A 26071-nucleotide genomic window follows, 5' to 3' on the forward strand; every position below is an offset into this window, starting at 1 on the left:
AGTTAACCCTTAGCTTTTAGGTGCATGTGCACATTCTGGGCTCGCTGGCGCTTGACCTTGCCACTCACTTGGCAAATAAGCATGTATTGCTAAAGCATGGATTTGACCTGGATTCATTAAATCAGAAGCCAACGCATACACTTTTTGATGACGTTGAACCAAACGCAAGCCGTTAAACTCTTCACTTACCACAATCACTTTAAAATGTGATTCTTTACCTGGGAAATAACCACCGTGGCCAGCAGACTCGTTAATAACTTCCAAATGGCTAGGTGCAAGGGTTTTTAACCGTTCAATCAACTGTTGTTCAAGGCTCATAGCTTTTCCTTTTACGATTATTCATATATTTAAACCTAGTATACCCTGTCTACACACAAACAAAAGTTGCTCTTGTATGCTTTGACTTCGAATAAAATGTCTATTTATTCGGCAACTTATCAATAAAAATAGCTCTAAATGCTCATTTCTGTTTTTATTTTATGCAATCAGCATAATTATTTGCATAAAGTTGTTGACCCTTGTTTTGCTTAATGTATTATAAGCGGCACGCGGGAATAGCTCAGTTGGTAGAGCATAACCTTGCCAAGGTTGGGGTCGCGAGTTCGAGTCTCGTTTCCCGCTCCAAATTGGTTTTTTTTGAGAAAGTTTTAGTAAAAACTGCTCATATATGCGGGAATAGCTCAGTTGGTAGAGCATAACCTTGCCAAGGTTGGGGTCGCGAGTTCGAGTCTCGTTTCCCGCTCCAAATTTAAAAAGCCCTAGTCGAAAGACTGGGGCTTTTTTCTTTTTATCGATTCTTATTTTTGCACTCAATCGATTCACAGCATAACTTACTGAAAAGAACTCAATTCCAACGAAAGACTTTCTACCTTCTACCAGATTCACTTTTTTAAATTGCCAGTTGTATTCATTTAATTTAGGTATATTCGCAAGGTGTCGGCTTCATTGAATGCATAGATATACACGGCAGTAATTGGAAACATTCCATATTAAAGCGTTCTATATTGTGGCTCTGCTGTAAACATATGGAAAAGATAAAATTGCAATCATAGATATAGCTTTGAAAATGATATTGTTCTGTGTTTTGAGCATCATGAGTTGCGTCAAAAAACTGTATATGTTCAGAAAAGACATGGAAATTAAGCTTCTTTAAATGGCTGCTCATTCCATGACCAGTACATTTAATATAGGATTCCTTTAAGGTCCATATTTGAAAAAACCGCTGATATACGCTGAATGGATCAGTACTTTCATTTTCCTGAATCCAGTCTATTTCACTCAGCGCTAACACACTATCAACCCGCCTCCATTCGAACTCTCGATTCACTCGTTCAACATCGACGCCTATTTCTCCTTCTTCAGTCACAGCAAGGACAATAACGTCTCCTGAGTGACTAAGATTAAAATAAATAGTCTTACCGCCTTGTACAAAAGGTTTGCCGTTCGGTTGTAATTGAATATTGACTTGATGGGGTGAAATACCCAGCTTATCTGCTAAAACAGACTTCGTTAAGACACGAGAAATTAAGAAAAGACGTGCTGCTTGAGGAAGATATTGATCATATCTCAACTTTTCTGCTGCGTTGAGAAAGCTGAGATAATGACTCAATATCACATGATCTTGTGGTACCCGTGAAACTGGGCAAACAAAAACCTGTACTTGGGCTATATTAGACATCACTAAGCTGTGCTGTAGTGCTGATATATTTAGTTAGAACTGGTGTGAGATAATCATAAACTGCCTCTACATGGGTCACATGCGGATTATGACCTGCACCAGCAATGCTATGTACAGGAATATTAGGACTGATTGTAGTAACAAGTGGGTCCTTCTCTCCAACAATCATTTCAACTTTAGAGCTAAGCTCGTTTAACAAAGCTGTTTGAGATGCTCGCTGCTGAGGCAAACTAATACGGTGCATATACTCACTAATATGCTTGGCTACCGACACCCGGCGTAATGAATCCATCGCATAACCAACAGATGGATTTTTTTGTCCATCTGGATGTAGGTCTTTAGCAATCATATCTTTTGGCACAAAACGGAAAATCAGATTAGATATCGCTTGTATCTGAAACATTTTAGCAGCCTGTGCCTGAACAAAATAAGGCGATATGAGAATAAGACGCGCAACTTTATCTGGGTATTTCTTTGCAAGGTTCAATGCAAAGAGACATCCTAACGAGTGGGCAATCACAACACTATTTGGCGCTAAAAGCTTTGCAGCAGTATCGATAAACTGATGATTGTTATCTTCAATCACCTCATAACTACCCGAACGCCCAAGTCCGGGTAAGTCCATCATAGCAACCTGATCGTATGTAATTTTATTGATGATTGGAGACCAACATGCGCTATCAAATGGAATACCGTGTAAAAATAGTGCAGAAGATTTTTCCGAACCAACTGACTGTTTAGTATAGATTTCTGTCCAATATCGGTTTTGATAACTAAAAGAATTAGGTGTTGAAACTTGCATACGACCAAAGCGTGTAAGCACTAGACGATCAATCCAACGAGAGAAATATGGAGTGATATTAATCAAGTCCGCGATGCCCATCTTCGCTGCCATCGCCTCTGCCCCATCAACATGATAGTGCTCAGTAGAAATGAAAGAGAGTTGCTCCTTAGAACCATCAAGTAATACCTCAGGTAATTTCTCTAATAGACCTTTAGGTAGCTGTAAATGTGGTGAGCTAACCCCTAAATGCTCGGCAGCGAGGTGAACTAGGCGATGAAATTTCGGTGTCTTGGAATCAAGCAGCATATACTCCTGAGCAATCGTCTCAGGATAAGACATCGTTCGGATTAAAAAGCTCACGATATACTGCATATTACATAGTGGCAGGAATGTGTCACGGCCACCCGGCAATGCCAGTAGACGTCCCTGATAGAGCTTATCAATCATGTCCGCAATACCGATATATTGCATATCGCCATACTTATAGAAACCATCAATGACTGTGGCTGGATTTATTGCAGTCCATGGCACATTTAAACGCTTACAAGCCTCAATGAAAGCCTGATAACCCAAAATTTTTGAAGCTTCATAGCCACCATGTTTGCAATACAACTCATCAGCCGACTCTTGCGGCGGAGCAGCCACACGATACCCACCAATCCAGATAAATCGCTCAAGCTGCTTCAATGTTGCGGCCCATTCAATTAAGGCGAGTCCTGACTTAACATTTGTACGCTCAGCTTCAGCTTTGCTAATACCCCAATTAAATGACGCTGCAAGATGATAAATTACATGGATCTTTGCCTGAGCATCCGCTAGCAGAGAGTCCAGCTTAAAATCACGGCTCAAATCATATTCAACAAATGAAATAGATGGATCAGCAAGCCCTTCTGTTGCAATGAAACCCAACAGCTTATCTTTCTTGGTTGCAGCATTACGTAGCGCAGCAATGACCTGATGACCCTCACGCAAAAGATCAACGACTAGTCTGCTGCCAATAAAACCTGCTGCACCTGTTACTAATATGGTCTTCCGTGAAAAATTATCTTTTTTTGCGTTCTTTAAATTATCCATAAGTCACCTTATTAGGGCTGGGCAATCCAGCATTGTTTTGGAGCGAATTATCTTAAAAGTTATATCGGATCTGGGCATATACCAGACTGTTATCTCTAAATTGTCCTAACACCGTATCATTTTTGCCCCAGAAGCGATCTCCACCTGCATTCAACTGCCAGTGATCATTGAGGTTGTAGTTAATACGCACTCTCAATAACTCATTAGGCTCTGGTGCAAAATAAAACCCTGTAAACTCTAGCTTTAGGTTGTCATTCATTAGGTTAAGTGCATAACGCAGCATAGCCCCATACTGATTCTGTTGATACTGGTCACTGATGGTTTGCTGATAACGATAAACTTCTCTCAATAATGGATCTGTTAAGCTATCGGCAGACCTTACATCCTCCGTATGTTTGTACACGCCCATTAAACTCAGCGTGGAATTTTTTAATGATAATTCTGGACCCACGACAACAGTTAAATTATTTTTTTTGTGTGTAAGATCTTCACTGCCATCCGAGTCAGTCTTTGTATAAGCAGCTTCACCTCTCCATACGATATCGTTATGGTTATAACTGAAATCTACTCCATAGACAGACATAGGATTATTTTTCAGCTGTAATGTTGCCCCTGCTGGAGATAACGACTGTAGTGACAAATCAGGCATGTGATCCAAACCTGAAAAATACGATGCCCCGACATCTAGACCATCTACAGAATAATCCCAACGTACTGCAAACATAGGACGACTCTTACGGTCTATGTCATACTGAACACCAGCAATCTGACGCAATGGAATCACATCTGAACGACTACGCGGATACCACAATGCGGTCCATTTATTGGTTCCAGATTCAGGAATATACGTCAATTTGAGTGCATCATTTCCAAGACGTTGATCTGTCTCATCTGGTACTAGACGCGTATAGTCACGAGGCGAGAGATTATCCGTTGGGTTAATCCCATCAGCCCTTCCCCAGATGACAATCTGACGACCAACATCAACATAAACGGTCTGATTCCAGTTATAAGAGGCATATAACTCACGTAAGTTACGGTTTACCTTACTCACTTGATCTGGGTTCACAGTATGGTCCGTTTCGTCTCCAACCACGATGTCGTAATGCAGCTTAAATGCAGGGTTAAACTTGAGCGTACCATTGGACCAGAAACTTGCCTGTCCAATATTTTTTAATGAACTTAAATCACGATCTGATGACCATACATCGAGTCTGGCTGAGTTCTGGCTCACAAAACTAATTTCACTGTCATCTGCATAAGCATGCTGCAGTAGCATAAAGCTACTGCAGCATGCAAACACCCAATAGGCACCTTGCGTCATTTTTCAAGGCTCTGCGGTGAGAAAAGCTTATCGGATAAAGTTTTTTCTGCCACAAAATCATTGACGATCACTTGCGTCATATGTTGAGTTTGCAGATTTTTCGCCATAGATTTCATGGCCTGCCATCTTGGTTTCACTTTGCCGTAAGGACGGATATCGGTGAACTCAATGTGTTTTAAAGGCTTACCTGCTGTATCCCAAATGTCGATGGTTGCTGTAACAAAGTTATCTTTGAGTATGCACATACGACGTTTGCTATAACCAAAGTCACTCTTCACCGTATTATTGATTGGCGTTGCTTCAATCATGTAGCAATCTTTGCCATTAAATTTGCCATCTGCAAGTTTCGTGTACTTCCAGTCACTGAGCTTATAGCCAAGAACATCACCATAACTAAAGTCCGTACCAATAAAAGCATCACCCTTATTCGCTGATGCAAGACGGCGTACTTTTTTCAATGCAGGCAAATAGACAAACATGCTATCGCTGCCTTTCGCATTTTCAATTAACAGCGTCGTGGTTCCTTGGACATCTGCTGGCGAGATGAACTCAGTCAAACGCATGTTGTTCTGAGTATTTCCAGCAAGCTTGGTCATGTTTTTAGTTAAACGTACACGTTGCTCGCCATTTTTAGAGGTCAAAATAAATTTGGCGCTAGCTGTTGAAGACAAGAACTTAGAAGCATCATCACTGCGATTAACAATGTCTTGAACCTCATCTGCATGAGATGTTTTAGGTAATGAAAAAGTGAGTGCTGTACCCAACAAAAGGCTTGTCACAACTGTTTGTGCAACAGGAATACTCTTCTTATTTGAAGAAAAGATAAAACGAGGTTTCAACATCAGAATCATTGTAGGTACCATAATTAAGGTTGCAAATACGCTGAACAGCATCGCAATCACAATAAACATTGCGAGCCATTGATGGACGTGGAAGCCTTGCGACAAAGACAATACGCCATACCCACCGGCAACCGCAGTCGCGACAAAAAGAGAAGCCTTACCAGCAGTACTTAAAGTTTTACGAATAGCATCTTTGATATCGCCGCCTTCTTCGCGCAAGATTTCACGCAAGCGATAGAGGAAGTAGATAGCATAATCCGCACCAATACCTACAGCCATGGCCGAGATGAGAGAGTTCGGAATATTGAGCGGAATGTCGAGCCATCCCATCACGCCAAAGATGGCAAGAATTGAGAACAGAAGTGGTGTAAGAACAATCAGTCCCGCTGAAATCGAACGGAAAACCAATGCTGAAATAAAGAATACGGCAAATGAAATTTGTAAAATATTCATAAGCTTGCCGTGAACCATTGTTTCAGTTAAGGCAATGGTCTGCGTCACATCACCACCAAAACTTACTACAGCTTTATCACCCAATTGACCCGCCATATACGTTTTTAGCGACTCAAGAATTTCTTTAATGCGATGATTACTGCCTGTTTTCAGAAGAACAGTGATCTTGGCATAACGCTGAGTGGTATCAATGTATGAATCAAAATCAGTCGGCTCACCAGACATTGAATACAACAGCAGATACTGAGCAACGACATCTTTGGTTGCAGGAACCTGAAATGCTTGTGGCTGATCAGCATTCATTGCCTGATTCATTCGTTTGATATAGTCCACGATAGAGATGGTTTTACCGACCTCTGGAATTGAGTTTGCGAACTTTTCTGTATTATCAATCGCTTTTAGGATTTCAGGGTTTTCAATACCATCACGAACCTTCGTATCAACCATAATATAAAGGCTGTTTGTGCCACCAAGAGACTGATTCAAGAATCTGTCGTCTTGCTGCATTGGTAAGTCGCGAGCGAAGAAATTACGGCTATCGTTGTCTACCACAATACGGCTCGTGCCAATAGCAAGAAAGACGCCCATTGCCGCAATCGCAGTCATTAACATCATTCGTGGACGAACTGATAAAATGACATCACCAATACGGTTTGGAATCCAATCCCAGATCGGCAAGCCTTTGCGTTTGACCTTCACAACCGAAGGCGGTGGCAACATTGAGCGAAGTGCCGGAATAAAAGTCATCTCAATCACCAGCGTACTGATAATCCCGATTCCTGTAAAAATACCGAATGAACGAATAGTGGGAATATTGAAAGTCAACAATGAGAAGAAACCAGCCGCTGCAATACCACCAGCCAATACCATAACTGGACCCACACGAACCAAAGACTGCACTACAGCTTCGCTATTGGCAGCTTTAGGTTCCATCCCTTGAGCAATCAGGCGATCAAAATCTTCATAGTAGCGCTTGAGCAACTGCACGGCGTGCCCTGCCGCAATAGCTAAAATCAGAATCGGCGTAGGCGAGTTAAAGATATCCATTGGCTGTTTGAACAAGCCCATCATGCCCATACCCCATGCCACAGCCAACAAAGCTGTAACGAGTGGCAGAATCAAACCTTGCTTGCTGCGGAATGCTTCAAAGTGCAATAAACCAATCACCAATACGGCAATCGGGAACAAGATATTGATACGTTTAGAGTAATCTTCAGCTTTATCCAGATACACAGGATTACCACCGACACTGATGGTCATATCTTTAGATTGTTCACTCTCTACGATTTTGTTGATTGGGCCCATCATCTTTTGGAAGCCCTCTGGACTTTCCTCAAGCTCAAGTAAAATCGCAGCAGTTCTTTGATCTTTCGATACCACTGAATTCATATAGGTTGGATTCAGTGCCAGTAGTTTTTTCAGGTGATCGATATCCTCCTGAGTCACTGAACTGCTTGGTAATAGTTTCTTGGCATCGAAGCCTTCTGCATTCGCCTCGATTCCTTTCGCCTGACGTGCAGCCAGACTCATCATAGTTGAGCGAACTACACCAGGTGCATTATCCACTTCTTCGGTAATGCGTTTGACTTTCTCCAACACCTGCGGCTGATAAATATCACCCTGCTTCGGTGTAATACCGATCACGACCATATATTTGGAGCCGAATTTCTTTTCAATCAGCTTGGTCGAGGTAATATAAGGATGCCCCTTAGGCGCAAGTGCATCTGGGTCAATAATAATTTTTACACCAGATGCCAGATACGCTAGAGCAAGTGTTAAGAGCATCACCACAGTCAAAACAATACGGCGATGGCTAAGAATCCAACGCGCGTATTTCTCCATTACTTGTTGAGTCTTACGAGGTGGTTTACTGGTCTCGATAGTTGGTTTATTTTCATTGCCAACCGACTCATAGGCTTCACCCCTTTGAGCCAACGCTTGAAGATTATCAACATCTTTTTTGAACTGAGCGAGCACCATCTTTTTTAGCAGCGCTGGCGGCAATACACCAAAAAAGCTACCCGGTTCTGCCTCAAACACCCATTCAATCCACGTACCTTCCGGATGTGGCTTGAAACGGTAAGTACCAGTGTAGTGAAAGGGTCCTTCCACTACTTTAAACGCATACAATTCGTTCGGTACCAGATGTGTAATTTCACCTTTAAAGGACATTTCACGACCAATAAAGCTAAAACCAATCTCGTACTTACTGCCCACACGCGGAGTACTGTCTAGCAGTTCAGAATGCTTACACGACAATTGCCAACCTGCATCATTGGCCGGGTTTGCAAGGTAGTTAAAAACCTTGTCAATCTCGGCCGGTATGAGGAAAGCATGTTCTATGGTCACCATAGTGGTTCTACCTTCTTGTATTTCTTATGCAGGAATTGGATACATCTGATCAATGGTCTGGGCTACAGCCACGACATTCTCAGCGTACATAATTGATGAATGGTCACCAGGCAAATCCACTTGTGTAAACGTTTCTTTGACCAGTTGATCCCAACCTAGACTTTCTCCGAAGTCTTCCTGCTCATCTTTGGCCTTGACCAATAGAATTGGAAAATCTTCAGGTTCTGGGAAATAGGTCTGGAGTGCGATGCCATTCGCCAAATAGGTATCAAAGTAAAGTCGGAAATCTGATGGGTCTGCATCTAACGGTAGAACATTGATGGCCTTAGCTTCTTTAAGTACATGATCAAACATTTGATCTGGACTCAATTCACGCAAGTATTGCGCTGGGATCGTTAACTTTTTGCCATAAGGTGCAGCTAAATCACGGGCGAACCAAGACAAAAGCATGGCATCGTCGGCATCTTCAGGCACATTTTCTGGAATTGGAGCACGAGTATCGATCATGACAATACCTGTGACCTGTTGCCCCATTTGACGCAACTGACGACTGATCTCATATGCAATTGCACCACCGAAACACCAGCCACCGAGGAAATAAGGGCCTTGAGGCTGCATCTTTTGCATTTCAGCAATATAGAGCGTCGCCATTTCTTCAATCGCCACTTCCGCAGCATCGGCTTCAATCAGTCCAGGAGACTGAATAGCACGTAAAGTACGGTTCGGATTGAGATGACGCGAAAGCTCCATATAACAGAAGGTACTGCCACCAATTGGATGGAACAGCCACAGCGGTTGTTCATAAGTTCCACGGCGTAGTTCAATTACGATGGATGGTTTAATTTCTTTATTTTCGCGAATGATCTCGCTCAGACTCGCCACAGTGGAATATTGTGCCAACAAAGCAACTGACAGTTCGGTACCGAAAGCCTTTTTGAGATGGTTGACAAGCTTCACAGCTAATAAAGAATGCCCACCTAATTCAAAGAAATCATCGTGTATACCCACTCGCTTGACTGACAAGATCTGTTCAAAGGTAGTACACAATTCGATTTCGATCGGATCACGCGGTGCAACATAATCATTGCTCTGCTCAAAGATCGGCTCAGGAAATGCCTTACGATCCAACTTATTGTTGGCCGTCATTGGAAATTCATCCAATCGGATAAATGCACTTGGCACCATATAAGCTGGAAGATGGATTTGCAGGGTCTTTTTTAAACCAGCAATATCAAGCTCTTGTCCAGTTACATACGCCACCAGTTTCTGGTCGCTGTCAGCTGTGGTCTTAACCAGCACTACTGCATCTGTGATACCGTCGATCTGTTTGAGAACATTCTCGATTTCACCTAGTTCGATACGGAATCCACGGATTTTGACTTGGAAATCTAGACGTCCGTGATGAGTCAAACGTCCATCTGTACGCAGGCAGACTTTATCCCCTGTTCGGTAGAGTCGGCCGGCATTTAGTAGAGATGGTAATGTTCTAAATTGTGCATCTGTCAATTCAGGTCGATGCCAGTAATCAACCGCTAGGCCATCACCACCAATCCAAAGCTCACCCATAACACCTGGTGGAACCAAACGCTGCTGCTCATCAAGAACATAAAGCTGGGTATTCGCAAGTGGTTCACCTAAATCAATATACTTTGCATCGGTGATACGAGCTGCACTAGACCACACTGTAGTTTCAGTCGGGCCATAGACATTCCATAGACAACCAACTTTATCCAGCAGTTTTTCTGCAAGAATAGTATCTAGTGCTTCGCCTCCACAGAGTGCAGTCAACACTGCATTGCCGCTCCACTCGCTATCTAAGAGCATTTTCCAAGAAGCTGGTGTAGCCTGCAAAACATTGATAGACTTAGCATTTAGATAGTCTACGAGTTGATTACCATCTTGTGATACTTCACGTGGGCAAACATGCACCACACCGCCGTACATAAGCGGAATGAGTAATTCAAGAATTGAAATATCAAATGCATACGTGGTGATTGCTAACAACTGAGTTTCAGTCGTTACTTGCAATCTATCATTCATAGATAGCAAGAAATTGATGATTGAAGGATGCCCAATACGAACACCTTTAGGCTTACCTGTCGAACCTGATGTGTACATCACATAAGCTATGTCACCAAAGGCAAGCGTCTCGCACACTTTCTCAAGTGCCACAACACCAGCTTGATTGATATCTAAGCGAGGCACAGAACTGTTAAGAGCATCCATTAACTCGGTTTGAGTCAAGATGACTTTAGGTTCGGCATCTTCAATGATGTTCTGTAGGCGTTCAGTTGGAAAATTAGGGTCCAGTGGCACATAAGCTGCCCCTGCTGCCCAGATCCCAAGGATTGCTGCTGGCAATAATGCTGTGCGGTCTAACATGAGACCTACACGATCGCCACGTGTAATACCGTGTGCACGCAAATATTCAGCAATACCAGCAATATGTTGACCTAACTCACGGTAGCTAACCGCATGATCGTTCGAGGTCAAAGCATGATGATCACCACGATCATCAATCTGCTTTAAAATCATTGCGAATAGATCATGCTGAGCATAATCAGTCGCCTTTCCACGAAGAGCCTCGAACTGAATGCCATCTTTATAATCAGGTGCGATATTTAACTCAACAATCTTACGTTCAGGATGAGCCACCATCTCAGATAGTACAGCTTGCAGCAGTTGCACCATATTCTCAGCAGACTGTGCAGAAAATAACTCAGTGTTATATTTCAATACACCAACAAGTTCACCCTGATATTCACCGCCCATTTCTAGCGTAATATCCAACTGTCCTTCTTGCTGGCGAACTGGAAAACTTCCTAAAGTTAAATCTTGACCAACCAAAGTAGCTGGGGTCTGGATTGGCAGAAGTAGTTCTTTAAACTCATCCATACCGCCTAGACGTTCCCAGAACATTCCTACCTGAGCCAATGGGTTAATACTGCCATCACGCTTTGGTGAAACAGCCTCAACTACTCTAGAAAAAGCAACTTTTTGATGCTTAAGGCTCTGTCTTAATTGTTCCTGAACTTGCTGGGTAAATTGACGTAAAGTCAAATCAGCATCGATGTCCATCTGGATAGCTATTGTGTTGACGAACTGCCCCAATGCATTACGCAAAGAGCGTTCAAGTCGACCAGCTACAGGTGTGGCAATAACTAGATTATTTTCATTAGAGAGTTTGTGCAGCAGGATATAGAAACCAGATAGCACAAGTCCGAACAATGTGATCTCATAATCTTTCGCCAAGTTTACAAGACCAGATGACACTGATTCAGGTACACGGAAAGCCAGTGAGCTACCCTTATGCTGCTGTACAGCTGGACGAGGATAATCAAGCGGAATGCTATGCACATGTGGTGCATGTTTCAGTGTATTTTTCCAGAAAAGTAAACTTTCATCAGTATCATCGATTACGCTGCTCTGCTGCTTATCGGCATACTGTGCAAACTCAATTCCGTTCACTGTATCCGCCTCTGCAACGAGTCCAAAACGTTTGCTGACGTCTCGCAGCAACAGACCAATTGACCAAAAATCCATGAGCGCATGATGAATCACAACGGCAATCACATAGTGATTTTGTCCACGCTCATAACAATGAACACGCCACAATGGTGGCTGAGTCAGGTCAAACGGCTGCTTGGTGTCTTGCTCAACCAATTGCGTCAAATCAGAAGCTTCAATATGACGAGCATCAGAAAAGATGATATTCGGATAGACACGATCCCAGATGAGTTGCTCAATCCCCTGATCATTGGCAGGCATGCTGACACGCAACAGCGGATAATCATGCATGACCGCTTCCAGAATCTCCATCGGCTTGTTGCCTAATGGTTGATTGACCTTCACATCAAAGGCCACCACCATATTGTAGGCACTGCAAGTTGGCTCAAGACGCTGGATGTACCAAATACCAAGCTGTTCCGCAGAAATCGCATGACGCGACAGAACTTCCGGTTCTAGTCGTGCAAGGTTGTTCATGAAGCAACTCCCTGTTGCAACTCAGAAACAAGATATTCAGCCAACGCATTGATTGTTGGGTAATCCCATAAGAGGGTCGGCTCAAGCTCCAGTTTTGTCAGATCTTCTAAATCCCCAGATACAGACAAAGCAACGATCGAATCAAGACCATAACTGGTAAATTTTTGATCTGGATCAATCGTCTCAGGCTCTACGCGCATTTCTTTGGCTACTAGCGTACGAATAATTGCGCTCCAGTAAGCTTTATCTTTATTCATGGGGTAATCTCCTCTTTAACCGGTTTGGCATCACGTGGTGCCAGTGCAAAATCGATGACGGATAACATATGGTTAGTTGAAATTCGGTCTAGTAAATCTGCCAATGTACTTTCACGTAATGACGTCATAGGAGGAGCTGTCCGTCCTTCAGCGGCATTTAAGAAAATGATCAGCCATGCACCATCCTGTAAAGCTGGTCTTAGGCCCTGACGGTTAAAGACCCAGAAACCCAACACGGCAATACGAGCAAATAACTCGGCGTAGCTACGAGCAAGACTAAAGCGCAACGTTTCAAACTCTTTGCTCTGCTCAGAATTTGAGAAGTAATCCTGAATTTTTTGATCCAAAGAACGTTGTTCAACTAGAAGTTGGTCTGCTTGTTCACGTAGCGTAGTAAGTGTCTCAGCAGACAATCCTGCTGTGACATCGGCATCGTTGAGCATTTCGATGATTGTTTCGAGTGATTCAATCACCAAATCACCATCTCGGTTGAAAATCTCAAGCTCGCGGAAATCAATAGCGCCTGTCTCTACCTGCAAGTCATACAACTGGCGATAGCGTGCTTTAGCTTCTGATTGATTGAGATGGTCGGCTTTTTTGCTACGACCTTTATTGGCAGATTTGAGCTGAAAACTCAGACTGTCTAGGCAAACGGTGCTACTACCATCAAACACACTAACAATCAGATGGTCTCTGAATGCTTTCTGATACATTCCATCCGCATACGCATTTCTTAAGAAAAAGCGTGACCCAAGCACTGAAGAAGTGATCTTGGCAAGCGACTCTACATACTCAGGTACTAGTACTTTCACGATTGGTGACCATGTACTGAACTGATTGATACATACGTGCAAACCACGCGCACCAACAAGTGATAACACCTCAGCCGCTAAAAGGTAGGCATAAGCTGTAGCGAGCTGCTCACGTACCAACGGAATACTGATTACTTTTTTGTTATATAACTCGCGTTCAATAGCAAACTCGGTCGCAATGCGTAGCATCGTATCGCCAGCACCTAAAGAGAAGCTACTGCAATATGCACGTGTTACCTGTAGCGTCTTAAGCCCAAGCTCTAGGCCTTGGCCTTCTTCACCGATCAAGGCATCTTTGTGAATTTCAGCATTGTTAAAACCAATACCGCTGATATCTAGACCACGCATACCCACTGTTGGTAGTCGGTTCAGGCTATATGTTCCTTTTGAGGCCATATGACGCTTATCGAGCCAGAATGCGCTTAGGCTACGTGGTCCACGATCGTCTGATGTTTTAGCGATTAGACTTAAAGAGTCTCCTAAAGTGGCGCGGTTAATTGACCATTTTTCGCCATTTAAAACATATTTACTCTCGGTAGATTGCGCTGTCACTTCACTCGATAGCAGGTCGGCGCCATGGGCTTTCTCGCTATAAGCCAGTGCTGGAGCAGCGCCACTCAAAATTCGACTAGCAATGTTTTGGCATTGGTTTGCATTACCACCGATCCATACAATCACAGACCAAGCATTCGTGCTATAGGTCGAATTGATGGTTAGATCACGTCGTGCCAGCACGCGATGTAGATATAGCAATTCTTCACCAATTTCCATACGACCTCCAAGCTCTGAAGGTACATAGAAACGGTTCATACCTACCGCATTCAGAAAATCAACAGCACGCTGAGGGTACTGTTCTTTCTCATCACGTTCGATGGCAGCAGACCAAGAAAAGTCGTTGTTAGTATCATGTACGGAGCCTAAAATTTGCTCCAGACGAGCAGCAGATTGAAACTGCCGCAAATTGGACGTAAGTGACATGAATTTTCACTCAAATGATTAAAGGGTAAGGGTTTAAAACAAAGCACTTTTCAGACGATTAAAAATCAGCTTGCGCACTTCACGTTCCTTGATCATTGAGTTGAGTAGATTGGAGCTATAACGAATCAGCTGCCCCCGCTGCTCACGATCACGGATGACTTCTAAACCGTTCTTGACATAGTTTCGAGCAATCACCGTTCTACGGTTTGGATGGGTTAAACAGACCAATTGACCGCGTTCGATCTGCTCTTTAATTTTTCTTCTTCTAATTTTGCCGCTCGTGGTCTTATTTATTCGGCCTTGATGCAGTAAAAAGACACCTTCTACAGGCAAGCCAATCTCAGCTGTCACTTGTTCCTTGACCTGAGTTCTAATGGCTTCAAAATTGAGAGTCTTGTCTAGTGACTTCTTCTTGATTTCAAGTACAACCGTAACACCGTCAGAATCAGCAACATTCACTGCTGCAACACAGCCTTTACGAACAGCAGGATGCGCCATTTCAACAGAGCACTCGATATCTTGTGGATAATAGTTCTTGCCACGAATGATAATCACATCCTTAAGACGACCAGTTACATATAGGTCTCCATCTTTGACAAAGCCCATATCGCCCGTTCTTAAGTAATGCAATTGGCTAGGCTGACCCGCTTCATCGACAATAGTCGCGGCAAAAGTTTCCTGATTGACCTCTGGCTTCTGCCAGTAACCCGCAGTGACACTCTCACCTGCCAACCAGATTTCACCGACTTCATGAGCAGCTACTTCTTGATGAGTATGTGGATTGACGATACGGCAATCGATGTGTGCAGAGATCTTGCCACAGCTCACCACTTGTACAGCATTCTGGTCTTGACTGATTTCTACCAAGTGCGCATTTAACTTGTCACGATCAAGCGAAATGGCATTCAGAGGGCCAGTTACACCACTGACTAAAAGCGTGACTTCTGCCAAGCCATAACATGGCAAGAAAGTATCCAGCTTCAATTTCGACTGAGTATTAAATTTCTCCATGAAGCGCTGCATAACGTGAGCTTTGATTGGCTCAGCACCATTAAACATTACACGAACGCGACTCAGATCAAGCGCTGCAGCGTCCTCATCAGAGATACGATGCAAGCACAACTCATAAGCAAAGTTTGGCCCACCACTGATCGTGACGCCTTTTTCACTAATGAATTGTAGCCATTTCAGCGGTTTTCGAATGAAGTCCAGCGGCGACATAACATAACAAGTCAGTCCCACATAAACGGTCTGTAAAACTGAGCCAATTAATCCCATGTCGTGATAAACAGGCAACCATGTCAGGCCAATATCATCCGGCTGCGTACAAAAGGCTTCGGCAATCATGACCTCATTTGCCATAATATTTTTATGGGTAACGATCACCCCTTTAGGCCAACCTGTTGATCCTGAAGTGTACTGAAGGAAACAAACATCATCTTCATCAATAAGCGGAAAATCCTTTTCCTCTACATCACGCTGCAATTGGCCATCAACGGCATGTAATATTAAGCTTTCATTTTGAGCCTTTAATGTGATCAGACCTGATAGCTCAAGAATCTTTTTTGTTGTGAGTACTATCTTTGGCTCACAGTCATTCATAATATTCAAAATATTAGAAAAACCATTACGATTAAACGGTAAGCTGACTGGTACTGCGATGATTTTAGCTTTTAGACAAGCAAAGAACGAAACGATAAAGTCTAGACCAGGTTCAAATAGCAATACTGCACGATCGCCACTATTTACAAGGTTTAGTAATATCTGAGCTTGATATTGAACTCGCTCGTTCAGATCTGCATACGTCAAAGCTTGAATACCACCCGATTGGCGTCCCAAATACTCGAAAGCGGTCTTAGCTCCATTTAATTTCGCGTGGGATTCCAAAGTTGCAATGATATTATCCGTACACATTACAGCCATAACTTACTCCGATTAATTATAATTAACCCTTCAAAGAAACCTGTTGTTTCAGAAATTCAACTTCTAGCTGGGGGTTTTAATAAAAATGAATATACTTTTTGTTTAAAATATAAATTCACATTATATTTTATGTGCGGGTGTTTTTTATTACACCTGTAAGTGTTAACAGGTTAGGCAACTTTTATTTAAAATTAAGAGCTTAGTTATCTTTTATAATCATTTTTATTCAGTTAAAGATTACAAAATTCTTGTAATTAATTAAACTTAAAAAGCTACCCTAATATCCTCGATTGAGAAAATGTCAAGCCTATATTATTAAGTTTATCTAAACCCAAAAAACATACTGAGTTCGAATTTCCATTTTTTCTTAACTTTAGGTTCTTATTTTAGATAAAATTTATGATTTTAATGGTTATATACAATCCAACTAAAAACCATATTTAGTTCCACAACTTTTAGTGCCAATAAAAACCTTAATTTAATTATGCTTAAGCTATGATTAAATACTTAAAACTAAATACATACATAGGTTGTGAAATTTATCTTAATTTCTAACCGTAAAAATAAAAGTTAAATTAGAATTAAATATATTAAAAATAACATTTTTAATTTTGATAATTATTATATTTCAAACAAAAATTAGATTAAAAAAATAATTAAATTATTTATCTTTATTAAAATAAATAATTTTTTGAATTTAATTTAAAATACACATCACAACCATTTAAATTTAATATTATTTTTATTATAAACTTAGTTTTACAATAGTCCTAACATTACAGCACGAATTGCTGCTGAAATTTTATTATTCACATTTAGTTTTTGCATTGAATTACTCAGATGGAAATTTATGGTTCTTTCACTTACTCCAAGAATCTGTGCAATCTCAGCTGACGTTTTACCCTCAGCCGTCCAACGTAGTACCTCTTTTTCTCGGTTCGTTAAATATAGATTAAACTGAGAGAACTCAACATCATTTACAATTTTAGCAATGCTGGAATGCACAGTTTGAGTTAGCCAATACATATTTGTATATTGTGCTTTTTGTTCTTTTTCAGATAATTGATCGCTGGATCTTGCTAAAGTTAGCATTCCACGTGTCCCAATGAAATCACGACTTGACTGTGCCCAACCGACATTTAAACCATAAGAACGCGCTTCCTCCCAGAAGTCTTTCTCTGCTTGTGTATGAGTGTATTGACTTGACCAGACAAGAGGTTTCAGTGAAACCATACAGTGCTGAACAGTTGGGTCGACCTTAACATACTGCTGTTCCACATAGCGTTGCTGCCATGCTTGAGGATAATTATTCAGCATAATTGTTTTTGGTTCAGCAATAGATAATGGTGACTGCATACCATAAGCACAATAATCAAATCCAAGCTTCGATGCTGTCGATTTGACGACTTCAAATAACTGGTATTCATCTTGCACGATCAAAAATGCTGATAATAAATCCTCTTGCCAACTTTCCATTTGCTCTCATTAGACTCCGGCCAAAAATCATTTTTTGTTCAGTTTCATCTTATGAATCCAAGCAATCAAATTGAAGTATAGGCCTTATCTTTTACCCTTATTCCAATAAAGCGCTGCGAGAATCTAAAAGATTTTTAGGTACTAAAATATTTTGAACACCTATTCCTCTTTTATTGATTTCTCAATTGCAGATTTTGAATTCATCATTCAATTAACAACACTTTTAAGCCTAAATGGGTGCAAATTCTTCAGATAAACTAAATTTCTAAAAGCTTTTAAGGTTGTTATATTTCAGGTGCAGATTATGCTTGAAAAAATTTTTTTATAGGATGCATTTTATTCCAAAAAATAATTATTTTTAAATAAATGCTAAGAATCCACTACTTATTATCAATGAGATATTTTTATTAATTTAATTTAATAATAACTTCTAACAATACCTAAAATTATGAAATTTTACCATTTATTATATATAGAAACTAAAAATATTGATAATAATTTAAAAAATCAAATAATTACGCCATAATCTGTATTGCTTATGATTATCCTTTCAATAATGAGAATAGATAATCCATATAAAGTTCATCATCGGTCGTATGATTTCGTAAATTTCAACAAGTTATTTTCCACTAAAGAACTAAAGTTACTCTATTCTCATATAAGTAAATCTTAATATCCAAGCACCCCTCTAATAAGGTCAGCTTAACGATATAGGCCATGGAATTATCTTTAACCTGTTAAATATGACAGTATTTCATTGGCAATAATTTATGTTATTTATCAGTAGAATTCCATTTTAGGTTACTTAAACAGGTAGCATGGTCAGCATACCCACTCACTTTCCAATCTCAGCAGATGGTTTTATTCGGATGAATGAAAACCAGCTTATGAACCACCCTCTCCGACACATCTTATCCATTGTTGAATCAATACAAATCGAAGATTCACAAATTTTCTATTACGGTTTTACTGAATGGGCAACACTAAAGACCCCTGCTTTAAGTACTGGATGGGACTGGGTATTCATTGAGCAAAATGGGTCCGCTAGCTTAAAACGAATTGGCCTGCCGAGAAGCAATATCATGATCGTTGATGTATCTGGTACAGATATTGGATTTGATGTGACTGGATCATTAATCGAGAAGAAAATCGACAGCCTGTTCTGGGAACAGTTCATTTATGCCCAAATCAATACAAGATTAACAAAGTCTAAATTGAGCCCTAATTTCTCCTAGCAACCTGTAAATTTTTACAGTTACCGCCTTCTTAGCTGTTCAGTAAAGTCACATCAAAAATAAGTGGAAGCACTTGTAATGAATATTATTGCTGGATTTCAAAACAATTTTTCAGAAGGCTTATATACCAAATTTAAAAGTTACCGCTACAAGGTGTTTGTTGAACATTTGGGATGGGAGTTAAACTGTCCACATAATGAAGAATTAGATCAATTTGATAAAGTCGATACAGCTTACGTCGTCGCTCAAGACAGAGAGTCCAATATTATTGGTTGTGCCAGATTACTACCTACAACTCAACCGTATTTACTGGGTGAAATATTTCCTCAATTAATGAATGGAATGCCTATTCCCTGCTCACCAGAAATTTGGGAACTCTCAAGGTTTTCTGCCGTAGATTTCTCGAATCCACCTACCACAGCGACTCAAGCAGTATCATCACCTGTTTCGATTGCCATTCTGCAAGAAGCAATTAACTTTGCAAGAGAACAAGGTGCCAAACAACTTATTACCACCTCACCTCTTGGGGTAGAGCGGTTACTACGCGCTGCTGGGTTTCGTGCCCATCGTGCAGGCCCACCAATGACGATTGATGGATATGCTATGTTTGCATGCTTGATTGAAGTGTAATTGGTTAAATCAAAGTCTAAGAATATTGGCGACATTGCAAAGATGAAGATCTTAAGCAGCAATCTCGTTTAACTCGTCAAATTTCAAAAGCCCTAGTCAAAAGATTAGGGCTTTTGAAATTTGAAAGACTCAAACTTAATATTAAGACTGCTCAGTAATTTTGGTTTTCAAATTTAATTCTGATTTCTTATGGTAAGCCTCATCAGTTTTAGTTTGCCAATCACGTGGCATAAATGAAGTCGATATAATCGCAACGATAGCCATAGATCCAATATAAATCATAATTAAATATGGATTACCCTGCCCGATACTTAAAAGTTTGGTCGCAATTAACGGCGCTAAACCACCACCAAGCACCCCAGCCAACTGTACCGAAATTGAAATTCCGCTATAACGAATTTCTGCTGGAAATTGACGTGCAAAAAGCTGTGCTTGCGGCGCATACATAATTGGGAATACAACTCCAATTGCTAAAACAATGGCTGTCCAGACTAATACTGGATCTTTGGTGTTGAGCATGGTAAAAAATGGATAGCTGTAAAGCGCCAGTATGCATAGACCAAACATAAACATATTGCGTTGGCCAACCTTATCAGACAAATGTCCACACAACGGCGTCATAAATAAAATAACTATTGCACCGCAAATGGTGGCAAACAAAATGTCTTGGCGTGCGATTCCAAGTTGCGCAGTGGTATAAGCCAATGTAAAAGTTGAAGCAATATAAAACCATGCGTTCTCGGCAGCACGCGCTAAAATAATGGTGATAAGTTGCTTTGGATGGTTTTTAAAAACCTGTAAAGCAGGAACTTTGACTTCTTCGGACTGCTGTTTTACTTTTTCAAAATCTGGTGATTCAGGTACTTTCACTCGAATGTACCAACCTACTGCCAGCAAAATAATGCTGGCAAGAAATGGTAAACGCCACCCCCAGCTAAACAGTGCTTGTTCAGGTAATAACGACACCAGTCCTAATGCAATCGAGGCTAGCATTAAGCCACCACCCGTACTGGCTTGTGGCAAACTTCCCCAAAACCCCTTACCGCCTTCGGGAGCATGTTCAACGGCCATAAGCACCGCACCGCCCCATTCACCACCCATAGCCATACCTTGAATGAATCGTAAGACAACCAAACCAATTGCAGCCCAGTATCCAATTGATTCGTAAGTCGGTAATAAGCCAATGAGTACCGTTGGAATTCCCATGAGCATCAGAGTCAGTAGTAACATCGATTTACGGCCAATCTTGTCACCAAAATGACCAAAGACTAAACCACCAAGTGGACGGCCAATAAAACCAACGGCATAGGTAGCGAATGCCGCAAGTACACCTGTAAGTGGGTCTAAGTTAGGAAAAAATAGCTTGTTAAAAATCAGCGCTGCCGCCGCACCATAGATAAAAAAGTCATACCACTCAATGGTGGTGCCGACCATGCTAGAGATACCTGCTAATCGATGTGACGACTTTTTAGGATGTGAACCGTTTCCATGTATTGATTGCATCGTAATATCCTTTTTAGATTTTCTTGTTTTATCTTTTTTATGCTTATGACCAGCCCTGACCATAAGCATTTTCAGGTCTCGCTTTATCTCCTTAAGCTTTTTAGAGTTGCGTAATAAGGCTTAGCTCAATTTTTCTAAAATTGGCTCAAATTTCGAATTACGTTCTTGCCACTGTGGTTGTTTGTCTTTATCGACAATGAGAGCACGGACACCTTCAATAAAGTCACCATGCTCAAACCAGATATCCTGTAAATCACGTTCAAGCTGCATACACTGCTGTAGCGAAAGCCCACGACCTAAATGTTGCAGTTTCAAACTGGTTTGTTTGGCTATAAATGAGCGCTGCTGCAAAATGCTGAGCATCTTACTTGCCCAAGTCTTTAAGCTTTCATCTTGTTCATTTTCAAGACTTTGCTCAATTTCATCTAAATGCTGATATCCGAAGTGTTTACGAATGCCTTCAGCCAATTGTTTGAGTTCACTTTCAGCAGGGCGAGTAATAAATCGGGTAATGATGCGTTCAATTCCCTCTTTGCTTAAACTTGGCGCTTCAACCAGAGCATCTTGCAAAGCTTGTAACTGCTCGCTTGGCACATGGTAGTCAATTAAATCGAGATAGAGCGCATCGCTGCTGCTGATCTGCTCGCCCGTAATTGCCATATAAACGCCAATATCATCAAGGCGAGACAGGAAATGCGTTGCGCCAACGTCTGGGAAAAAGCCAATCGCTGTTTCAGGCATAGCAAATCTGGACTTTTCACTGCTCACAACAATGTGACAAGCTTGAGCCAAGCCAAATCCGCCACCTAAAACATAGCCATCAAGCAAGACGATGACTGGCTTTGCATATTCACGCAGTATATCTAGCATTTTATATTCGGCACTAAAGTAGCCTTTGTAATCAGCCGTGCCATTTTTATAACTGTCGTAGAGATAGCGAATATCGCCACCTGCACAGAAGGCTTTTGGGCTATTTGACTTAATTAATACTGCCTGAACAGCAGCATCATTTCGCCACAGTTCCAATTGGGCACCAATACTTTTAATCATGTCTAGCGACAATGCATTCAGATGAGTCACACGGTCTAAGGTAATAATGCCCAACTTACCTTGTTGCTCAATCATTAAGTGATTTTCTGTATTCATTTTATTGATCTCTTACTGATTTTTAAAATTTGGTTTTCGTTTTTCAACGAACGCCTGCATTCCTTCTTTTTGGTCAAATGTTGCAAATATTGAATGGAACATACGTCTTTCAAAACGCAAGCCTTCAGTAAGGTTTACTTCAAAAGCTCGGTTAATGGTTTCTTTGAGCATCATATTTGCTGTTAAAGATCGTGCCGCAATTTTTTCAGCTGCTTGCAAGGTTTGTTCAAGTAATTCTTCTTTGCTAAACACACGTGCGACTAAACCACTTTGCTCTGCTTCTACAGCACCCATTTGACGAGCGGTAAAACACATTTCCATGGCTTTGGCTTTACCAATCGCATGAGTTAAGCGTTGTGTGCCACCAATACCCGGAATTACTCCCAAGGTGACTTCTGGTAAGCCAAACTTAGCGTTATCAGCACAATAGATAAAGTCACACATGAGCGCCAATTCACAGCCACCACCCAACGCATAGCCACTCACCGCAGCAATTAAAGGTTTACGGCGCTGTGCAATACGGTCTGCAAGATGAAAGAAGTCATCAAAATAAATATCAGGGAATGCCAAATCAGCCATTTCTTTAATATCGGCACCTGCGGCAAAAGCTTTTTCAGAACCTGCCAATACCATACATCCGATTTCGCGGTCTTTTTCGAGCTGATCTAATGCCTGATTAATTTCACTAATTAATTCGCTGTTTAAAGCATTGAGCGCTTGAGGGCGATTTAATGTAATCAGTCCAACCCCATTACGCTTTTCTAATAAAATACTGTGCCACTGCATTATTTATTCCTTGTTCTGATTTTATAGACTACGTGCAATCACTAAACGTTGGATATCACTTGTGCCTTCGTAAATTTGACAAATACGCGCATCACGATAAATGCGTTCAATAGGGAAATCTCTGAGATAGCCATAGCCACCAAACACTTGTAGTGCGCTCGAGCACACACGCTCAGTCATTTCTGAAGCAAATAACTTAGCCATTGAAGCTTCGTTGAGACACGGTTGACCTGCTTCTTTTAAACGTGCAGCGTAGTGAACCAGTTGTCTCGCTGCTTCAATTTCAGTTGCCATACTGGCAAGACGAAATGCGATGGTTTGATGCTCAAAAATTGGTTTTCCAAAAGTAATACGCTCTTTGGCATAACGAGTCGCCTCTTCGAGCGCCGCACGTGCTAAACCGACTGCTTGTGCAGCAATACCAATACGTCCACCTTCTAAATTGGCGAGAGCGATTTTCAGGCCCTCACCTTCTTTACCCAGCATAAGGCTTTTATGGATGCGCACATCTGTCAGGGCAATCTGGCAGGTATCTGACGCATGCAGCCCGAGCTTTTCTTCTACACGAATCACTTCATAGCCCGGTGTTTCGCGTGGGACTAAAAAGGCACTAATACCTTTTTTGCCCGCGCTCGGATCGGTCACGGCAAACACAATAATGACGCCGGCGTTATTACCCGAGGTAATAAACTGCTTGGCACCATTTAAAATGTAATCGTCGCCATCTTTCACCGCACGGGTTTTGATGGCTCCCGCATCTGAGCCAGTATGCGGTTCGGTTAAGGCAAAAGCACCGATCATTTCACCTTGTGCCAAAGGCTTTAAAAAGCGCTCTTTCTGCTCGTCGGTCCCAAATTTTAAAATAGGTACACAACCAACCGAGTTATGTACGCTCATGATGGTCGAGGTTGCACCATCTGCCGCCGCAACTTCTTCGAGTGCCAGTACATAGGCTAAGTTACCCGTGTCTGAACCGCCCCATTGCTCTGAAACAAGCATACCCATAAAACCGAGTTGCCCCATTTGAGCCAGAGTCTCTTTTGGGAAAGTTCCGTCTCGATCCCAATCGCTGGCATGAGGCTTAATTTGTTCTTGGGCGAAACTTTTCGCCATGTCACGGATAAGTAATTGTTCTTCGGTAAATTGCATTATTATTTCCTTTACCCTGCTTTAGCTTGTTGTTTAGCAATTTCTTGATTACGCAATAAAAAGCGCTGAATTTTGCCACTTGGAGTTTTAGGTAATTCACTCACAAATTCAACTAAACGTGGGTAAGCATGAGCAGAAAGTCGTCTTTTAACAAATTGACTGAGTTCTTCAGCAAGTGTTTCTGATGGTTGAGTAGTCGCGGATAAAATCACGAATGCCTTAACCACTTCGGTACGGTCTGGATCAGGTACACCAATCACTGCTGCTTCAATGACAGCATCATGTTCAAGCAGAGCACTTTCTACATCGAATGGTCCAATCCGATAACCCGATGTGGTGATTACATCATCGCTGCGTCCTACAAAGCTCATACTGCCATCGGCATGTAACTCGGCAGTGTCGCCCGTTAAGTAGTAATGACCAACAAAAGGCGATTTACGGCTTTCTTTATAGCCACCAAACCACATCATTGGAGACTGGCTAATATCGACTGCCAAAATTCCTGGTGTGTCTGGCGGAAGTTCTTCACCTTGTTCATTGACAATCGCAACACGATAGCCCGGACTTGGGAAACCTGCTGAACCAGCATGAATTTCATGTTTTAAACCATGATGATTACACACCACCATGCCGACTTCAGTTTGCCCATAGTGGTCATAAATTGGAGCATCAAGAACTTGTTTAAACCAGCGAATCACTTCTGGATTCAGCGGCTCACCGGCACTGCTCACGACACGGAACTGCCCCTTTAACGGCGCCATTTGCGCTGGATCTGCTGCCATCATCATGCGGTAAGCCGTTGGTGCACCTGCCAAGTTGTTAACTTTATAATCTTTCACAATTTGGCATAGGCTATCTGTACTGAACCCACCTTCATAGAACAAAGTAGCGTGGCCTAAGAATAACGGCCCAGTAATCGCATAGTACAAACCATATGCCCAACCCGGATCGGCAATATTCCAAAACGAGTCTTCTTCTGTTAAACCAATGGCATCTTGCATATATCGCCCAAAGGCAATCAGTGCTTTTAAAGGCACTTCCAATGGTTTTGCAGGACCTGTAGTGCCTGAAGTAAACATGAGCAAGAAAGGATCTTGAATGTTACGCATCACCAGATCACATTGATCGGACTGCTGCTTCACTTCATTCCAGAAATTAAAATCGCCTGCTTTAAGCGGAGCACCTTGTATATCGGCAACTGTCACAATTGCAGGGCAATTTTCAATTTCATCAAGCTTGCTACGGTTACCCATATCGGTCACCACCAGCTTACTTTGTGCAAGCTGAATACGGTGCTCAATCGCTTTTGGGCCAAATGCAGTAAATAACGGTTGATAGACTGCACCAATTCGCCAAGCTGCCAAAATGGTTACAATCAGTTCAGGTGTTCTTGGTAATAAACCTGAAATACGGTCACCAGTTTTCACACCTTGTGCTTTTAAAAAGTTAGCAAACTGACTTGACCATTCTTTTAGCTCACGGAAGGTATATTGCTCTTTACGGCCATCTTTTCCTTGCCAGTACAGCGCGATTTTGTCGCCATCTGCATGTCGATCACAGCACTCATAACAAGCGTTCAGTGCATCGAGTGAACCTGACAACATCTGTTTAGCAGTGCTTTCCAAATCGAAAGCCTGTACAGCATTTTGATAATCCATCATATCTTTTCCCTCAGTCCGGATTTG

17 protein-coding genes and 2 tRNA genes are annotated in these 26071 nt (G+C 41.7%); 4 read left to right on the forward strand and 15 right to left on the reverse strand.

Annotation, left to right across the window (positions count from 1 at the left end; translation table 11 throughout):
* Positions 1-9 precede the first annotated feature (9 nt).
* Complete coding sequence (locus tag ABFY81_RS16740) at positions 10-318, reverse strand: BolA family protein (RefSeq protein ID WP_019457981.1); 309 nt, start codon at positions 316-318, stop codon at positions 10-12.
* 230 nt (positions 319-548) lie between these two features.
* On the opposite strand from ABFY81_RS16740, the gene ABFY81_RS16745 reads away from it, so the two are divergent.
* Together ABFY81_RS16745 and ABFY81_RS16750 are read left to right on the forward strand one after the other, a co-directional pair.
* A tRNA-Gly gene (locus ABFY81_RS16745) sits at positions 549-624 on the forward strand.
* 45 nt (positions 625-669) lie between these two features.
* Positions 670-745: transfer RNA gene (locus tag ABFY81_RS16750), tRNA-Gly, on the forward strand.
* 171 nt (positions 746-916) lie between these two features.
* Here the strand turns inward: ABFY81_RS16750 and ABFY81_RS16755 are convergent.
* From ABFY81_RS16755 to abaR, 9 genes are all read right to left on the reverse strand, one after another.
* The gene (locus ABFY81_RS16755; protein ID WP_347914209.1) at positions 917-1678 is read right to left on the reverse strand and encodes a 4'-phosphopantetheinyl transferase superfamily protein; all 762 of its coding nucleotides are present in this window, start codon (positions 1676-1678) and stop codon (positions 917-919) included.
* Positions 1671-3536, reverse strand: a complete 1866-nt coding sequence (locus ABFY81_RS16760) for an alpha/beta fold hydrolase (RefSeq protein ID WP_347914210.1) — start codon at positions 3534-3536, stop codon at positions 1671-1673. The genes ABFY81_RS16755 and ABFY81_RS16760 overlap by 8 nt, the downstream gene beginning before the upstream one ends.
* Positions 3537-3588: 52 nt before the next feature.
* Entirely contained in the window at positions 3589-4860 is a 1272-nt protein-coding gene (locus ABFY81_RS16765; RefSeq protein WP_347914211.1) for a porin, read from the reverse strand.
* Positions 4857-8507, reverse strand: coding sequence for an outer membrane lipoprotein-sorting protein (locus ABFY81_RS16770; protein WP_347914212.1), 3651 nt, complete (start codon positions 8505-8507; stop codon positions 4857-4859). Before ABFY81_RS16770 ends, ABFY81_RS16765 begins: the two co-directional genes overlap by 4 nt.
* A 24-nt stretch (positions 8508-8531) precedes the next feature.
* A complete protein-coding gene (locus ABFY81_RS16775; RefSeq protein WP_347914213.1) occupies positions 8532-12491 on the reverse strand; it encodes an amino acid adenylation domain-containing protein in 3960 nt (1319 codons plus the stop codon).
* The gene (locus ABFY81_RS16780; RefSeq protein ID WP_001030690.1) at positions 12488-12748 is read right to left on the reverse strand and encodes an acyl carrier protein; all 261 of its coding nucleotides are present in this window, start codon (positions 12746-12748) and stop codon (positions 12488-12490) included. The genes ABFY81_RS16775 and ABFY81_RS16780 overlap by 4 nt, the downstream gene beginning before the upstream one ends.
* Positions 12745-14520, reverse strand: coding sequence for an acyl-CoA dehydrogenase (locus ABFY81_RS16785; RefSeq protein WP_347914257.1), 1776 nt, complete (start codon positions 14518-14520; stop codon positions 12745-12747). The genes ABFY81_RS16780 and ABFY81_RS16785 overlap by 4 nt, the downstream gene beginning before the upstream one ends.
* 51 nt (positions 14521-14571) lie before the next feature.
* Positions 14572-16461, reverse strand: a complete 1890-nt coding sequence (locus tag ABFY81_RS16790) for a fatty acyl-AMP ligase (RefSeq protein WP_347914214.1) — start codon at positions 16459-16461, stop codon at positions 14572-14574.
* 759 nt (positions 16462-17220) lie between these two features.
* Entirely contained in the window at positions 17221-17937 is a 717-nt protein-coding gene (gene abaR, locus ABFY81_RS16795) for a LuxR family transcriptional regulator AbaR (protein WP_004705982.1), read from the reverse strand.
* 818 nt (positions 17938-18755) lie between these two features.
* Here abaR and ABFY81_RS16800 point away from each other — a divergent pair.
* Together ABFY81_RS16800 and abaI are read left to right on the forward strand one after the other, a co-directional pair.
* On the forward strand, positions 18756-19172 hold the full coding sequence (locus tag ABFY81_RS16800; RefSeq protein ID WP_004705983.1) for a DUF4902 domain-containing protein: 417 nt from the start codon (positions 18756-18758) through the stop codon (positions 19170-19172).
* A 63-nt stretch (positions 19173-19235) separates the two neighbouring features.
* A complete protein-coding gene (abaI, locus tag ABFY81_RS16805; RefSeq protein WP_081401429.1) occupies positions 19236-19802 on the forward strand; it encodes an acyl-homoserine-lactone synthase AbaI in 567 nt (188 codons plus the stop codon).
* A 141-nt stretch (positions 19803-19943) separates the two neighbouring features.
* Here the strand turns inward: abaI and ABFY81_RS16810 are convergent, their stop codons facing one another.
* The 5 genes from ABFY81_RS16810 to ABFY81_RS16830 all read right to left on the reverse strand — a co-directional run bounded on the left by ABFY81_RS16810 (position 19944) and on the right by ABFY81_RS16830 (position 26047).
* Positions 19944-21305, reverse strand: a complete 1362-nt coding sequence (locus tag ABFY81_RS16810; protein ID WP_151741267.1) for an MFS transporter — start codon at positions 21303-21305, stop codon at positions 19944-19946.
* A 120-nt stretch (positions 21306-21425) separates the two neighbouring features.
* A complete protein-coding gene (locus ABFY81_RS16815) occupies positions 21426-22451 on the reverse strand; it encodes an enoyl-CoA hydratase/isomerase family protein (protein WP_086496035.1) in 1026 nt (341 codons plus the stop codon).
* Between the two features lie 12 nt (positions 22452-22463).
* On the reverse strand, positions 22464-23237 hold the full coding sequence (locus ABFY81_RS16820; RefSeq protein ID WP_191012435.1) for an enoyl-CoA hydratase: 774 nt from the start codon (positions 23235-23237) through the stop codon (positions 22464-22466).
* 21 nt (positions 23238-23258) lie between these two features.
* The gene (locus ABFY81_RS16825) at positions 23259-24386 is read right to left on the reverse strand and encodes an acyl-CoA dehydrogenase family protein (protein ID WP_004705988.1); all 1128 of its coding nucleotides are present in this window, start codon (positions 24384-24386) and stop codon (positions 23259-23261) included.
* Between the two features lie 11 nt (positions 24387-24397).
* On the reverse strand, positions 24398-26047 hold the full coding sequence (locus ABFY81_RS16830) for an AMP-binding protein (protein ID WP_347914215.1): 1650 nt from the start codon (positions 26045-26047) through the stop codon (positions 24398-24400).
* Between the last annotated feature and the right edge of the window lie 24 nt (positions 26048-26071).

Origin of the sequence: Acinetobacter sp. WA-87 (assembly GCF_039938935.1) — a bacterium.
In the GTDB taxonomy this organism is placed as follows: domain Bacteria; phylum Pseudomonadota; class Gammaproteobacteria; order Pseudomonadales; family Moraxellaceae; genus Acinetobacter; species Acinetobacter seifertii.